This is a genomic window from Variovorax sp. ISS6 (genome assembly GCF_056523145.1).
In genome coordinates this window covers 3354915-3370100 of sequence record NZ_JAWRZC010000001.1, presented here as the reverse complement: position 1 = coordinate 3370100, position 15186 = coordinate 3354915, and the positions used below count along the sequence as shown (strand labels likewise).

Genomic DNA, 15186 nt, shown 5'->3' with positions numbered 1-15186 from the left:
GAGATCTCATGTTCACCGTTTCTTTCCCCGCCAGGCCGCACGCACGGCGCTGGCCCCGTCAGTGGGCCGTGGCGTTGGCGCTGTGCGCCGGCACCCTCGGCCTCGGCGCCCATGCGCAACAGCCTCCACAGGCGCTCACCCTCGACTCGGCGCTGCGGCTTGCCGAAGAGCGCTCGCGCCAGATCGTCGCGCAAGACGCGGCCGCCGGCGCGGCGCGCGCGATGGCCGTGGCCGCCGGCCAACTGCCCGACCCGGTGCTGAAGGCCGGCATCAGCAACCTACCGGTCAACGGCGGCGACCGTTTCAGCCTCACGCGCGATTTCATGACGATGCGCTCGATCGGGGTGATGCAGGAGTTCACCCGCTCCGACAAGCGCCAGGCTCGCGCGGCGCGCTTTGACCGTGAAGTCGATGTCGCCGAAGCGGCTCGCGCCGTGGCCTTGGCCAACCTGCGGCGCGACACCGCAACTGCCTGGCTCGATCGCTACTACCAAGGTCGGATGCGAGACCTGCTGCAAACGCAACGTGCCGAGCTGAACCTGCAGATCGAGGGCGCCGACGCTGCCTACCGTGGCGGTCGTGGCACGCAGGCCGATGTGTTCACTGCGCGCTCCGCATTGGCGCAACTGGACGACCGAATCATTGCGCAGGAGCGTCAAATCGCCACGGCTCAAACGCGCTTGGCGCGCTGGGTTGGGCCGGGCACACCCCAGCCCTCGACGGTGCTCCCGGATCTGGGCTCCGTTCGCCTGGACGCCCGCAATCTGGAGGCCCACATCGGTGAGCATCCCCAGATCGCGCTGATGGCACGGCAGGAAGCCGTAGCGCGCGCGGAGGCCGACATCGCGCAGAGCAACAAGCGCTCCGATTGGACCGTCGAGCTGATGTACAGCCAGCGTGGCCCAGCCTACTCGAACATGGTGTCGCTCAACGTGTCGATCCCACTGCAGCTCGACCAGAAGAATCGCCAGGACCGGGAACTCGCAGCCAAGCTCGCGACGGCCGAGCAGATGCAGGCCCAACGGGAAGAGGCCACCCGCGAAAGCACCGCCGAAGCACTCTCCCTGCTGCAGCAATGGCAGAGCAACCGGAAGCGGCTGGCGTTGTACGACAGCTCGCTGATTCCGCTCGCCTCCGAACGCACGCAGGCTGTACTGGCCGCCTACCGCGGCGGCGCAGGAACCCTGAGCGCCGCGCTCGAGGCGCGACGCATGGAGATCGACACGCGCATGGAACGCCTGCGCCTCGAGATGGAAACCGCAGGCCTATGGGCTCAGCTCGAATTCCTGATTCCGGCCGGCCACCCAGCACTCGCTGCCAGTGCGTCGACAACGACCGTGGACGTCAAGGAGCCTCAACAATGAAAACCCAACCCTTTTTCCTTGGATTGATCGCCGCAGCGGTCCTCGCTGCGGCCGCCCTTGGCGCGTACACCTTCGGGTTGCAGCGCGGCAGGAGCATGGCCCCGTCACCGACCGCCGACGTGAGCCCGGCGGCGTCCATGCCCACGGCGAGCGCCCCGATGGCATCGCCAGCTTCCCCCAACGAGACCGGCGAGGACGCCACCCGGCGCCACATCGCGGCAGGGCTGAAGGCTGGCGACACCGATCCAGCCAACGGCAAGAAGATCCTCTACTACCACGACCCCATGGTGCCGGGGAACAAGTTCGACAAGCCGGCGAAGTCGCCCTTCATGGACATGATGATGTCGCCCGTCTACGCAGGTGGTGACGGCGACCAGAACAGCGTGACGGTGAGTGCACGGGTGCAGCAGAATCTGGGCGTACGAACCGCTCTTGTGTCCGAGGGCAGCGTGTCGCCGCAGGTGGCCACGGTCGGCAGCATCGCCTTCAACGAGCGTGACCAGGTCATCGTGCAGGCCCGGGCGACCGGCTACGTCGAACGCCTGAACGTGCGCGCAACGCTCGATCAGGTGAAGAAAGGCCAGGCCCTGGCCGAGCTCTACGTCCCGGAATGGATCGCAGCACAGGAGGAGTTCCTGTCGGTGCAACGCATGCGCGGCACCGACCTGGCCCCGCTGGTCGACGGCGCGCGTCAACGCATGCGCCAGGTCGGCATGAGCGACGGGCAGATCGAACTCGTCGCACGCAGCGGCCGCACCCAGCCTCGCATCACGCTGGCCGCGCCAATCGGTGGCGTCGTCACTGAACTCGCCGCGCGCGAAGGCATGACGGTGAGCGCCGGCACTACGCTGTTTCGCATCAACGGCCTGGCCACCGTCTGGGCCAACGCCGAAGTCCCCGAGAGCCAGGCGGCGCTGGTTCGACTGGGCGCCAGGGTGCTGGCCAGAACGCCTGCCGCGCCTGGCGAGACCTTCGATGGAAAGGTGCAAGCCATTCTTCCCGATGTGAATCCGGCGACGCGCACCCTCAAGGCACGCATGGAACTGGCGAATCCGACCGGCAGGCTGGTGCCCGGCATGTTCGTCTCGATGAATTTCACGGATACGCGTGCCGACAAGGCGTTGCTGATCCCGACCGAGGCCGTCATCCAGACGGGCAAGCGCACGGTCGTCATGCTGGCGGAGGACAACGGTCGGTTCCGGCCGGTCGATGTCGAGATCGGCGTCGAAAGCGGTGGCCAGACCGAGATCAAGCGCGGGCTGCAGGCCGGCCAGCGTGTCGTGGTGTCCTCGCAGTTCCTGATTGACTCGGAGGCCAGTCTCAAGGGTGTCGAGGCGCGCCTGAACGCCGCGCCTACCGCGGCAGCGCCAGCAGTCGGCACCCCCGCCATAGCGGCTGCAGGGGTTCCAAAGCACTTGGGCGAAGGCAAGGTGGAAAGCATCACCGCGGACACGATGACCTTCTCGCACGGCCCGATTCCCACGATGAAGTGGGGCGCGATGACCATGGAGTTCAAGCTGCCGCCTGGCGGCGCACCGGGCAACGTGAAGGCCGGCGACCGCGCGAGCTTCGAGTTCTTCATCGACAAGGACGACCTGCCGCAACTCACCCGCGTGACGCCGGCCGCGCCTGGCGCCATGCCAGCCACGCCGTCCACGCCAGGGGTCAAGCAATGATCGCCAGGCTCATCCGCTGGTCCATCGCCAACCGGTTCCTCGTCCTGCTGGCCACCCTGATGGTCAGCGCCTGGGGCGTGTATTCAGTGCTGCGCACGCCGCTGGATGCGTTGCCCGACCTTTCGGACGTTCAGGTCATCATCCGCACCACCTACCCGGGCCAAGCGCCGCGCATTGTCGAGAACCAGATCACCTACCCGCTCACCACGACCATGCTGTCGGTGCCGGGCGCGAAGACGGTGCGCGGCTATTCGTTCTTCGGCGATTCCTTCGTCTACGTGCTGTTCGAGGACGGGACCGACCTGTACTGGGCTCGCTCGCGGGTGCTGGAGTACCTGAACCAGGTGCAGTCGCGCCTGCCCGCCGGTGCCAAGGCCTCGCTCGGGCCCGATGCCACCGGCGTCGGCTGGATCTACCAGTACGCGCTGGTCGACCGCGGCGGCACGCAGGACGCTTCCCAACTGCGCGCCCTGCAGGACTGGTTCCTCAAGTACGAACTGAAGACGGTGCCCAATGTCGCCGAGGTGGCCTCCGTGGGCGGCATGGTGCGTCAGTACCAGGTCGTGCTCGATCCCGAGAAACTGGCGGCCTACCGGATCCCGCATACCCAGGTCGTCGAGGCCATCCAGAAGGCCAACCAGGAAACCGGCGGCTCGGTGCTCGAACTCGGTGAGGCCGAATACATGGTGCGAGCCACGGGTTACCTCCAGGGCCTGGAGGACTTTCGCAAGATCCCCCTGATGACCACCGACGCCGGCGTGTCCGTACGCCTGGGCGACGTGGCCCGCATCCAGGTCGGGCCGGAGATGCGTCGCGGCATCGGCGAGCTCGACGGCGAAGGCGAAGCCGTCGGCGGCGTGATCGTGATGCGCTCGGGTAAAAATGCCTTGGAAACCATCACCGCCGTGAAAGAAAAGCTCCAGACGCTGCAGGAGAGCTTGCCCAAGGGGGTAGAGATCGTGCCGACCTACGACCGGTCCAACCTGATCGAGCGGGCGGTGCGCAACCTCGGCTTCAAGCTGCTCGAGGAATTCCTCGTCGTGGCGGTCGTGTGCTTCATCTTCCTGTTCCACCTGCGCTCCGCCTTTGTCGCGATCGTCTCGCTGCCGATCGGCATCCTGGCGGCGTTCATCGTGATGCGCTACCAGGGGGTCAATGCCAACATCATGTCGCTGGGCGGCATCGCGATCGCCATTGGCGCGATGGTTGATGCGGCGGTGGTGATGATCGAGAACGCCCACAAGCACATCGAGCAGTGGAACCACGAGCATCCCGGGCAGCGTCTGCAGGGAGAGAACCACTGGCGGGTCGTGGCCGACTCGGCGGCCGAAGTCGGGCCGGCTTTGTTCTTCTCGCTGCTCATCATCACGCTGTCGTTCATTCCTGTGTTCACGCTCGAGGCCCAGGAAGGACGCATGTTCTCTCCACTGGCCTTCACCAAGACGTATGCGATGGCGGCGGCAGCCGGGCTGGCGGTCACGCTGATCCCGGTGCTGATGGGCTACCTGATCCGCGGCAAGATCCCCGACGAGAAGACCAACCCGCTCAACCGGCTGCTGATCACGGTTTACCGGCCGCTGCTGGACGCGGTGCTGCGCTGGCCGAAGCTGACGCTGTCGGGCGCCGTGGTCGTGCTGGTCCTGAGCCTGTGGCCGCTGCAGCACATCGGCGGGGAGTTCATGCCGCGCCTGGACGAGGGCGACCTGCTCTACATGCCCTCGGCACTGCCGGGCCTCTCGGCGGGCAAGGCCGGCGAGCTACTGCAGCAGACCGACCGCCTGATCAAGACGGTCCCGGAGGTGGCCAGCGTCTACGGCAAGGCCGGGCGCGCGGAGTCGGCCACCGACCCGGCGCCGATGGAGATGTTCGAAACCACCATCCAGTTCAAGCCGCGCGAACAGTGGCGCGCCGGCATGACGCAGGACAAGTTGGTCGAGGAACTGGATCGCATCGTGAAGGTGCCGGGCCTCACCAACATTTGGGTGCCCCCGATCCGCAACCGCATCGACATGCTGGCCACCGGGATCAAGAGCCCGGTGGGCGTGAAGGTGGCGGGCACCGACCTGGCCACCATCGACCGCATCACGGGCGACATCGAGCGCGTTCTCAAGAACGTGCCGGGTGTCTCCAGCGCGTTGGCCGAACGCCTGACCGGCGGTCGCTACGTGGATGTGAACATCCAGCGCGACGCGGCGGCGCGCTTCGGCATGAACATCGCCGATGTGCAGTCGGTCATCGCCTCGGCGGTCGGCGGCGAGAACGTCGGCGAGACAGTGGAAGGGCTGCAGCGCTTTCCGATCAATGTGCGCTACCCCCGCGAGATCCGCGATTCGCTGGAGCGGTTGCGGACCTTGCCGATCGTCACCGCGCGCGGGGCGCGGCTGCTGCTCTCCGATGTCGCGGACATCCGCGTCGCCGACGGGCCTCCCATGCTGCGCAGCGAGAACGCGCGGCTGTCGGGATGGGTCTATGTGGACATCCGCGGACGCGATCTGCGCTCGGCGGTGCAGGATATGCAGCGCGCAGTCGCGAAGGACGTGAAGCTGCCGCCGGGCTACTCTGTCTCCTGGTCCGGCCAGTTCGAGTTCCTGGAGCGGGCCACCGCCAAGCTGAAGGTGGTGGTGCCGTTCACGCTGCTCATCATCTTCGTGCTGCTGTACCTGACCTTCAAGCGGTTCGACGAAGCGCTCCTGATCATGGCCGCGCTGCCGTTTGCCCTGGTCGGTGGCATCTGGCTGCTGTACCTGCTGAGCTACAACCTGTCCGTCGCGGGGGCGGTCGGGTTCATCGCGCTGGCCGGTGTGTCCGCGGAGTTCGGCGTGATCATGCTGCTGTACCTCAAGCATGCCTGGGACGACCGGGTCGACCAGGGCAAGACGAGCACGGCCGATCTGTTGGACGCGATCCGCGAAGGCGCGGTGCTGCGCGTGCGTCCGAAGGCGATGACCGTGGCTGTCATCCTGGCGGGCCTGTTTCCGATCATGTGGGGAACGGGCACCGGCTCCGAGGTGATGCAGCGAATTGCCGCGCCGATGGTGGGGGGGATGATCACAGCCCCGTTGCTGTCGATGTTCGTGATCCCCGCGGCGTACCTGTTGATGCGGCGGGCGCGCGAGCCTCGTGATCAGCACGCACCTCGCCGCACGTTCTGGAGAAGAGGCCATGGCCCGACCTGAACGCCTGCAGCAACAACGCACACCTCTCGGCGTCGCGCTGTTCCTGTATCTGTGCTTGAGTTTGCTCGGCACTGCGGCGCTGGCGTCGATGCCTGTTCTGCAGCAGGAGGTAGGGGCGGCACGCTTGCCCCCTTCGGTCGCGACGGCGCCGGTCGCGTTCGCAGCCATGGACGCCACGCCAATGCCGGCGGCCATGGATGCCATGCCCTGCGCGTTGTGCTACAGCGCCCCGGCGCCATGGCCGCACGAGGTCGGTGGTGATTGCCGCGAACATGAGGCAACGGCGTGGCCGGTGCATGTCCCGCCGCTACCTGAAGCGACTTATTTCGATCCTGGAGGTCGGCATATCCGGTTGCCTGTGCGCATCCTGTACTGCCGTTGGCTGGATTGATCGGCGACAGCGAGTGTCACAGCTCGCGTTTGTTTCCATCCATCAATTCCAGGAGTTCATCATGAAAAAGCCACTCGTCATTCTCATCGGCGCCCTGACCTTGGGTGCCGCCTTGCCTGCTCTGGCAGGGCCGGATTTCCAGGTCATCGAGCAAGGGCGCAAGGCCGCACAGGTCGCGGCCGCTGAACGCCGAGCCGACACTCTGGCCGGCAAGGGCTCGCCGAACTGTCCGCCACCGCCACTGGTGCTGCCGCTGGACCATGGCCCGCGAGCGCTGACCACCCCGGGCGAAAACCGTCAACGCCGAGCCCGCTATGAAGCCCAGTTGAGGGCGTGCAAGAACGTGTCGTCGTAGTGCCCGCGTGCGCCCAGCAGACACCTGTGTCTGCTGGGCGTAGAGGACTTCGGTGCCATTGCCGCGATCTGGGCAAGGGTCGCGACGAGCGCGAGGAGCCACGCGATCGGAGTCGCGGAAAGCAGGGATCGCGCCCCTGAGCTACGGACTGCAACATTGCTGCTGCGCCTGGACCGGCGGGCACTTCACCGAGCCGAAGGAGCAGAACACACAGCAGTCGCCGGATTTCGGGCGCAGCAAGATCTTGCAGTTCTCGCATTCGTAGAAGAACTGACAGGCGTCCACAGGCATTGCCTCACGCCTTGCGTGGCCGCAGTGGGGGCATGTCAGCACGGAGTCGAAAACGACTGCGCCGTGCTCGCCTTGTCCTTGCGTCATTGGCGCACCCTCCCACTTTCACAGCCATGTCCACTGCATCGCTTGTGCGCTGGCGACAGCAGATCCCACAGCGACACGCCGACCATCAAGGCCAACCCGGCATACAGCAGTTCAGCCGTCCACCATTGGCCGAAGAAGAGCAGCATGGCCACCAGCACCATCACCGGGCCGATCATGCCCACCAAGCCGCGATACCACTGTCGATGGCGATACCAACCGACGGCATTGGCGACCAGTGCAATGCTTGCAAACAGCGGCAGCAGCGTGGTGAGAAACAGGCCTTCGTAGCCACTGAAGATGCCAAGACCCGCCGCAGCGCCAAGGCTCGCCAAGGCCGGGAAGCATGCTGGGCACGCCGCGGCCGAGACGATGCTGCCCAGGGCTCCGGCTTTGTCGGCAAACCGTGCGATCCATTCCATTGACTGCCTCCATGTCTTTCGAAAAGCCCACAATACTTCCGTAGTCAAGTACGGAGTCAAGCGTCATGGACCAATTCAGCATCGGCGTATTCGCGCAGGCCGCCGGGGTCAACGTGGAGACCATTCGGTTCTATCAACGCAAGGGGTTGCTGCCACAGCCAGACCGGCCTTACGGCAGCATCCGTCGATACGGCCAGAAAGATGTGGCGAGAGTTCGGTTCGTGAAGTCTGCGCAGTGCCTGGGCTTCAGCCTCGAGGAGGTGGCCGGATTGCTGACGCTGGAAGATGGCACCCATTGTGGTGACGCTCGCCAACTCGGGGAGCAAAAACTTGCCGACGTGCGTGCCAAGCTGGTGGACTTGCATCGCATCGAGTCAGCCCTGGCGACTTTGGTTGACGACTGCAGCACAAGCCGCGCCAGTGTGTGCTGCCCGCTGATCGCTGCACTGCAGGAATAGCCTTGGCGGGCACCGATCGGTATCGCTGCTGACGCGCCGAGGACAGTCGTTCGCTGAGGAGCGCAAGCTTCTCGGCATGCTCTCGAGAATCCACGCCCGCTGCGGCCAAGGCCAACAACAGCTGAGAGGGGAATCTCCCGGGCCTTGCGGCCCTTTCCCCGCGCTCGCGCGGCTGCTCTGGAGTCACTTCCACCCATTTACCCAGGCAGTAATGCGAGCCCTCGTTAAAATGAGAATCAATAGCGCTACTACAACATGAAAATGCTCTCACTCTGGGCCAGGCGATTCTTGGCAATGACGGCGCTTCTTGCGCTCTGGTCGTCTTCTCTGGCCTGGGCTGCGGACTCCGCTGCGAGCGACCAAGCCAAGCAGACTTGGCAGTTGCTGGACTACCTTGCAGTCGATTACGGCGGTGCGGTGAGTGACGGTAAGGTCCAGAGTGCCAGCGAGTATGAAGAAATGAAGGAGTTTGCTGCGACGGCTGGGCAGCAGCTCGCCGCGCTGCCGAGCACGCCAGCGCTCCCAGAGCTGCAACGCCAAGCCACGGCGCTGAGCGAGCTCATCGCGGCGAAGGCGGATGCAAAGGCTGTGGCCGACAGTGCCCATTCATTGGCTGCGGCACTGGTCAAGGCGTACCCGTTCCCGCTCTCGCCATCCAAGCCGCCAGACCTCGTGCGTGCCAAGGTGCTGTTCGAGGCCAACTGCGCCGCCTGCCATGGAGCGACAGGACGGGGCGATGGACCACTGGGCGCCAAACTGACCCCACCACCAATCGCATTCACCGATCGCGATCGGGCCCGTTCGCGCAGCGTGCTTGCGCTTTATCAGGTCGTCTCTCAAGGCGTCGCCGGCACCCCGATGCCCAGTTTCGCGACGCTGCCCGATGAGGATCGGTGGGCATTGGCATTTTTCGCGGGGACGCTGTCGCACGACGACGCCATGCGCACACGCGGTGAGCAATCCTGGGGCCGGGACGCCGCCGCCAAGGCGGTTTTTCCCGACCTGGCGGCTGCTGCCACCTTGACCGAGGCTGCCTTGTCCGAGCGGATGTCTCCAGACACGGCACGTGATCTCACCGCCTACGTTCGAAGCCACCCGGAAGTCACTGTTGCAGCGAATGGTCCGGGCGGATTGGGCCTGGCCCGCACACGTCTTCAGGAGAGCCTTGCCGCAGCTCGCGCGGGTGACCAGGCCAACGCGACGCGGTTGGGCCTGTCGGCCTACCTGGATGGCTTTGAGCCGCTCGAGCCGGCATTGCGCGCGCGCAACCAGGTGCTGCTCACCGAAGTAGAAAATTCCATGCTGGCCTACCGCGGCGCGCTTGCCAGTGGCAAGTTGGAGCAAGCCGATGCTGCGGCGCAGAAGTTGGACTACCTCTTTGCGCAGGTCGATAGCGAGTTGGGGGCGGACAAGGCCGACCCACTGACCACGTTCATCGCCTCTCTCACGATCCTGCTTCGCGAAGGTGTGGAAGCGTTGCTGATCGTCGTCGGCATGGTGGCCTTCCTGAAGAAGGCCGAACGGCGCGATGTCCTGGCCTATGTTCACGGGGGGTGGATCGTCGCGCTCGCCTGTGGCGGCCTGACCTGGGCCGTGGCGACCTATTTCGTGAGTATCAGCGGTGCCAGCCGCGAGGTGACCGAAGGGGTGTCGTCGCTCTTTGCGGCCATCGTATTGCTGAGCGTTGGTCTCTGGATGCACCAGAAGAGCACCGCGGGCAAATGGCAGGCCTATTTGAAGGAAAAGCTCTCCGCAGCGATGACGGGCCGCTCGGCATGGGCGTTGTTCGCGCTTTCGTTCATTGCCGTCTACCGTGAGGTCTTCGAGACGGTCCTGTTTTATTCGGCGCTCGCTGGAGACGGCAACAACGGCGCCTTGCTTGGCGGATTGGTGGGGGGCCTGGCCGTCCTCGCAGTCATCGCATGGCTCATGCTGCGCACCAGCGCTCGCATGCCCATCGGCAAGTTCTTCAGCCTCAGCTCGATCCTGGTGGCGGTGCTCGCGGTCGTGCTCGCTGGCAAGGGGGTTGCGGGCCTCCAGGAGGCAGGGTGGCTCAGCGCCAGTCCAATCCACTGGCCCCGCATCGAGGTACTCGGGATGTATCCGTCTGCGGAGACCACCATCGCGCAGGCTGTGGTCCTGATCATTGCGCTGGCGGGCTTTGCGCTGAACTCGGTAAGGGCACGACAGCCTCGGTCAACATGAAGTAGTTGGCCGTAAGTCATCAACGCGAAGGAATTGCGCGTCGCTGCGGCCTGCGAGCACAGCGAAATGGTCGAGTTGCGCGTTTCTGGGCGCGCCAGAAAGCCCAATCGGATGCCCCGGTCAGCTGATTGCAACGGGAAGGTTGCGGCGCTGACCCGATGCGCAGCCAGAATGCGCTGTATTTCTACGCACACTCGAGAAGATCCACATGGCAACTCGCGACGATCTCCCGATCCTGCGTCAGATCCCGAGCGGTGTCTGGGTCCTGGGGTTCGTTGGCATGCTCATGGACATTTCCTCGGAAATGATCCACAGCCTGCTGCCGCTGTTCATGGTCTCCACCCTCGGGGCCAGCGCTTTCGCGGTCGGACTGATCGAAGGGCTCGCTGAGGCTACTGCGCTGATCGTCAAGGTCTTCTCGGGAACGCTGAGCGACTATCTCGGCAAGCGCAAGGGTCTGGCCATGTTCGGCTACGCACTGGGCGCACTGACCAAGCCGCTCTTCGCGCTCGCCCCACCCTGGGCATCGTGCTGACGGCACGGCTGCTGGACCGGGTCGGCAAGGGGATTCGCGGGGCGCCCCGCGATGCGCTGGTCGCCGACATCGCGCCGGCGCACCTGCGCGGTGCGGCTTTCGGCCTGCGCCAGTCGATCGACACCCTCGGGGCCTTCCTCGGGCCGCTGCTGGCCGTCGGCTTGATGCTGCTCTGGGCCAACGATTTCAGGGCCGTGTTCTGGGTCGCGGTGGTCCCCGGAGCGTCGCGCTCTGGGGCGTTCACATGGGCATGACGCAAGGCCTGCTGACCGCCATGGTGGCGGACACCGCGCCCGCCGACCTGCGCGGCACCGCCTACGGGTTTTTTAACCTGGTCAGCGGCCTTGCCATGTTGGCCGCCAGCGTGATCGCCGGCCTGCTGTGGGACCGACTCGGCGCATCTGTCACCTTCCACGCCGGCGCGGCCTTTTGCACGATGGCGCTTGCTGGGCTGGCGTGGCATCGCCGATAGGCAAGTGGGGACAGCGAACAGGCGCTGATGGCTGTGCCATGAAGAGGGAATTCCGACTTCCGAAATGCTGATTTCAGCAAGACTCGGGCGCGAGAGCGGTCTTTTTCATATCAGCAGTCATGATCACCAGCGCAAGACAAGCGGACACGCCAAGCATGGCGGAGAACCACAACGCACCATCTCCCCACCGTTCCACGGCCATACCAAACAGGAACGGCGCCCCAGCCTGGACGATGCGCGCCGGCACCATGAGGAATCCCTGACGCTGTCCGTAACCCTTCGCGCCGAAGATCAGGAGCGGCAGCGTCCCGATGGCGATGGTCAGGATGCCGTTGCCTAGGCCATGCAGCACGGCAAAGGCTGCTGCTGCCGATGTGCCAAGCAGACCGAGACAGAGCGCGCCCAGTGGATGAGCCAGCGTGGCCAACCAGGCCGAGAGCAGCGGATGCGCGCGCTTCAAAAAGGTGAACTCGATCACTCGTCCCGCCACCTGGGCCGGCCCGACCATGGCGGCGATGCCAACGGCCGCGGCCAGGCTGGCTCCGCTGGCCAGCAGGAGTTCCGGCAAGTGGGCGGCCATCGCCGTGCTGATGAACCAGGTGACGGCAAAGACATAGGCCATCAGGATCGCCGCCCGGCGCTGCTGCGCCGGGGACAATCCGGCGCCAGGTTCTTTTCCTGCGCCAGTTGCCTCCTTCGACGCCTGATTCGCACGAGCGACTCGTGGCAGCAGCACGTTGAGAGGAAGTCCAATCACCAAATGCAATGCCGCCCATGCAAGGCACGCGCCGCGCCAGCCTACGGCGTTTTCCAGATAGGCCGACAAGGGCCACCCGACGGTGCTCGCAAAGCCTGCGAACAGTGTGATGCCGGTGATTGATCTCCGCGCATCTTTGCCATGCAGGCGTACCACGGTAGCGAACGCGGCCTCATAGAGTCCGCTCCCCATGGCCAGGCCCATCAACGCCCAGGCGACGAACACATGGCTGGCATGCGTGGCCTGACTCAGTGCAGCCAGCCCCGAGGCGAACACCAGGTTGCTGGCGATGAGCACCGGGCGTCCGCCCAGGCGATCGATGAGTCGACCGGCATACGGCCCGGTGGCTGCAGCGACCAGCAGTGCTACCGAGAAAGCACCAAAGACCGTGGATGTAGAGGTCCCGGTGTCTGCGCCGATGGCGCTGGCCAGCACCGCAGGCAGGTAGTACGACGAGGCCCAGGCCAAAGTCTGAGCCACGCCCAACATCACTGTGGTTGTCGTCCTGCTTTGCACGCTGGATTCGCCTCTCTCAGATGCTTCGCAGGTTGACCCGCTTCGAGAGGGCCTCTGCGCTCTCGCGCCGCTCGCTGTATCGGTCGACCAAATACTCCGCGCAGTCGCGCGTGAGCAGCGTGAACTTGATCAGTTCCTCCATCACGTCGACCACCCGCTCGTAATACGGCGAGGGCTTCATCCGGCCGGACTCGTCGAATTCCAGGAAGGCCTTGGCCACCGACGACTGGTTGGGGATCGTGATCATGCGCATCCACCGGCCCAGCACGCGCAGCTGGTTCACGGCGTTGAACGACTGTGATCCGCCCGAGACTTCCATGACCGCGAGCGTCTTACCTTGTGTTGGCCGCACCGAACCGACGGACAACGGGATCCAGTCGATCTGCGACTTCATGATGCCGGTCATCGCGCCATGGCGTTCCGGCGAGCACCACACCATGCCTTCGGCCCACTGCGCCAGATCACGCAGCTCCTTCACCTTCGGGTGGTCTTCGGGCGCGCCGTCGGGCAGTGGCAGACCGCGTGGATCGAAGATGCGCGTTTCCGCTCCCATCTTGCGCAGCAAACGAGCGGCTTCTTCGGTCAGCAGCCGGCTATAGGAGCGCTCGCGGACCGAGCCATACAGCAGCAGGATGCGAGGCGCGTGCGTGGCCCGCTCGGATGGCAGCAGGCGCTGCAGATTCGGCTCTCGGAAGACCTCTAGATCGAGATTGGGGAGTTCAGGACTTAGCGACACGTTGGCCTTTCTCGTCGATCACGGCTTCGCCGTCCTCCTTCGTGAAGGCGCCAAGTTGCGGACGCCGCAGGATGTCCAGCACCACTTCGGACGGGCGGCACAGGTGTGTCGCCAACGGCGTGACCACGATCGGGCGATTGATAAGGATCGGGTGCTGCAGCATGAAGTCGATCAATTGGTCGTCGGTCCACTTCGGATCGCCCAGGCCTAGCTCGTCGTAGGGCGTGCCCTTCTGGCGCAGCAGGCTGCGCACAGGGGTGCCCATGGCGGCGATCAGCTGCACCAGCTTCTCGCGGTCGGGCGGGGTCTTCAGGTATTCGATGACCGTGGGTTCTTCGCCCGTGTTACGGATCAGTGCGAGCACGTTCCTGGAAGTGCCGCAGGCGGGGTTGTGATAGATGGTGATGTCGCTCATGAATTCGCTTGCAAACTTGAAGGTGATAGGGTCAGGTCTCAGCTGGCGCTCAGTCGCAATGCCAGCGCGGCCAGTGTGACGGCCAATACGGGCAGCGTCATCACGATGCCGACCTTGAAGTAGTAGCCCCAGGCGATGGTCGTGCCTTTCTTCTGGAGCACATGCAGCCACAGCAGCGTGGCCAGGCTGCCAATGGGCGTGATCTTCGGGCCCAAGTCACAACCGATCACGTTGGCGTAGATCATCGCCTCCTTGACCAGGCCCGACGCACTCGACCCATCGATGGACAGTGCGCCCACCAGTACGGTTGGCATGTTGTTCATGATGGACGACAGGCCCGCCGTCAGAAAGCCGGTGCCCATGGCCGCGCCCCAGACGCCGCTCTGCGCGAACACGTTGAGCAGCGACGAGATCTGGCCGGTCAGCCCGGCGTTGCGCAGGCCGTAGACCACCAGGTACATGCCGAGCGAGAAGATCACGATCTGCCAAGGCGCACCATGCAGCACCTTGCGCGTGCTGATGACATGACCACGCGCGGCGACTGCAAGAAGGATGGCTGCGCCCACGGCAGCAACCGCGCTGACCGGCACACCCAGCGGCTCCAGTGCGAAGAAGCCGATGAGCAGCAGCACCAGCACGATCCAGCCGGCCCGGAAGGTGGCGGGGTCCCTAATGGCTTCCACCGGATTCTTGAGCTGTGCCACGTCATAGGTCGCCGGAATGTCCCGACGGAAATAGAGCATCAGCACCACCAAGCTGGCCGCCACGGCGGCGAGGTTCACCGGGACCATCACGCCAGCGTATTCATTGAACCCGATCTTGAAGAAGTCGGCCGACACGATGTTCACGAGATTCGAGACGATCAGCGGCAGGCTGGCGGTATCGGCGATGAAGCCGGCTGCCATCACGAAGGCCAGCGTTGTGGCCGGCGTGAAGCCGAGGGCGACGAGCATGGCCATCACGATCGGCGTGAGGATGAGCGCCGCGCCGTCGTTGGCGAAGAGGGCCGAGACGGCCGCGCCCAGCAGGACGATGAAGGCGAAGAGACGGCGGCCGTTGCCGCGCCCCCATCGCGCCACGTGCAAGGCCGCCCACTCGAAGAAACCTGCCTCGTCCAATAGCAGGCTGATGATGATGACGGCAATGAAGGTTGCCGTGGCATTCCAGACGATGCCCCAGACGACCGGGATGTCCGCTAGGTGGACCACGCCGAAGATCAGCGCGATCACGGCGCCCAGCGAGGCACTCCACCCGATGCCCAGGCCGCGCGGCTGCCAGATGACTAGCACGAGTGTGAAGATGAAGATGAGGATGGCCGCGAGCATGGGGACGA

At 65.0% G+C, this 15186-nt stretch carries 13 protein-coding genes and 1 pseudogene; 8 read left to right on the top strand and 6 right to left on the bottom strand.

Annotation, left to right across the window (positions count from 1 at the left end):
• The first annotated feature begins 8 nt into the window (after positions 1–8).
• The 5 genes from AC1HIL_RS15440 to AC1HIL_RS15420 all read left to right on the top strand — a co-directional run bounded on the left by AC1HIL_RS15440 (position 9) and on the right by AC1HIL_RS15420 (position 6962).
• Positions 9–1364 (top strand): TolC family protein, encoded by a 1356-nt coding sequence (locus tag AC1HIL_RS15440; RefSeq protein WP_296731857.1) that lies wholly within the window; start codon positions 9–11, stop codon positions 1362–1364.
• A complete protein-coding gene (locus AC1HIL_RS15435; protein ID WP_296731859.1) occupies positions 1361–3040 on the top strand; it encodes an efflux RND transporter periplasmic adaptor subunit in 1680 nt (559 codons plus the stop codon). Before AC1HIL_RS15440 ends, AC1HIL_RS15435 begins: the two co-directional genes overlap by 4 nt.
• Positions 3037–6216, top strand: a complete 3180-nt coding sequence (locus AC1HIL_RS15430) for an efflux RND transporter permease subunit (RefSeq protein ID WP_296731862.1) — start codon at positions 3037–3039, stop codon at positions 6214–6216. Before AC1HIL_RS15435 ends, AC1HIL_RS15430 begins: the two co-directional genes overlap by 4 nt.
• Positions 6203–6607: a hypothetical protein gene (locus tag AC1HIL_RS15425; RefSeq protein WP_296731864.1), complete on the top strand. Its 405-nt coding sequence runs from the start codon at positions 6203–6205 to the stop codon at positions 6605–6607. Before AC1HIL_RS15430 ends, AC1HIL_RS15425 begins: the two co-directional genes overlap by 14 nt.
• Before the next feature lie 61 nt (positions 6608–6668).
• The gene (locus tag AC1HIL_RS15420) at positions 6669–6962 is read left to right on the top strand and encodes a hypothetical protein (RefSeq protein WP_296731867.1); all 294 of its coding nucleotides are present in this window, start codon (positions 6669–6671) and stop codon (positions 6960–6962) included.
• Positions 6963–7103: 141 nt separating this feature from the next.
• On the opposite strand, the gene AC1HIL_RS15415 is transcribed toward AC1HIL_RS15420, so the two are convergent.
• Together AC1HIL_RS15415 and merC are read right to left on the bottom strand one after the other, a co-directional pair.
• Positions 7104–7340, bottom strand: a complete 237-nt coding sequence (locus tag AC1HIL_RS15415) for a GDCCVxC domain-containing (seleno)protein (RefSeq protein ID WP_296731870.1) — start codon at positions 7338–7340, stop codon at positions 7104–7106.
• Entirely contained in the window at positions 7337–7759 is a 423-nt protein-coding gene (gene merC, locus AC1HIL_RS15410; RefSeq protein ID WP_296731872.1) for an organomercurial transporter MerC, read from the bottom strand. Before merC ends, AC1HIL_RS15415 begins: the two co-directional genes overlap by 4 nt.
• A gap of 65 nt (positions 7760–7824) precedes the next feature.
• Between merC and merR the strand changes: the two genes are divergently transcribed.
• The 3 genes and pseudogenes from merR (at position 7825) to AC1HIL_RS15395 (ending at position 11429) form a co-directional block, all read left to right on the top strand.
• The gene (gene merR, locus AC1HIL_RS15405; protein WP_296731875.1) at positions 7825–8217 is read left to right on the top strand and encodes an Hg(II)-responsive transcriptional regulator; all 393 of its coding nucleotides are present in this window, start codon (positions 7825–7827) and stop codon (positions 8215–8217) included.
• 255 nt (positions 8218–8472) lie between these two features.
• Complete coding sequence (locus tag AC1HIL_RS15400) at positions 8473–10422, top strand: FTR1 family protein (RefSeq protein WP_422097416.1); 1950 nt, start codon at positions 8473–8475, stop codon at positions 10420–10422.
• A gap of 208 nt (positions 10423–10630) precedes the next feature.
• Positions 10631–11429 (top strand): annotated as a pseudogene (locus AC1HIL_RS15395) (MFS transporter).
• A gap of 73 nt (positions 11430–11502) precedes the next feature.
• Here the strand turns inward: AC1HIL_RS15395 and AC1HIL_RS15390 are convergent.
• The 4 genes from AC1HIL_RS15390 to AC1HIL_RS15375 are packed head-to-tail and all read right to left on the bottom strand — an operon-like array spanning position 11503 to position 15178.
• Positions 11503–12702, bottom strand: coding sequence for an MFS transporter (locus AC1HIL_RS15390; RefSeq protein WP_296731881.1), 1200 nt, complete (start codon positions 12700–12702; stop codon positions 11503–11505).
• A 16-nt stretch (positions 12703–12718) separates the two neighbouring features.
• The gene (gene arsH / locus AC1HIL_RS15385; RefSeq protein WP_296731885.1) at positions 12719–13438 is read right to left on the bottom strand and encodes an arsenical resistance protein ArsH; all 720 of its coding nucleotides are present in this window, start codon (positions 13436–13438) and stop codon (positions 12719–12721) included.
• Positions 13422–13853, bottom strand: a complete 432-nt coding sequence (arsC, locus tag AC1HIL_RS15380; protein WP_296731888.1) for an arsenate reductase (glutaredoxin) — start codon at positions 13851–13853, stop codon at positions 13422–13424. The genes arsH and arsC overlap by 17 nt, the downstream gene beginning before the upstream one ends.
• A 38-nt stretch (positions 13854–13891) precedes the next feature.
• Positions 13892–15178 (bottom strand): arsenic transporter, encoded by a 1287-nt coding sequence (locus AC1HIL_RS15375; RefSeq protein ID WP_296731891.1) that lies wholly within the window; start codon positions 15176–15178, stop codon positions 13892–13894.
• Positions 15179–15186 lie beyond the last annotated feature (8 nt).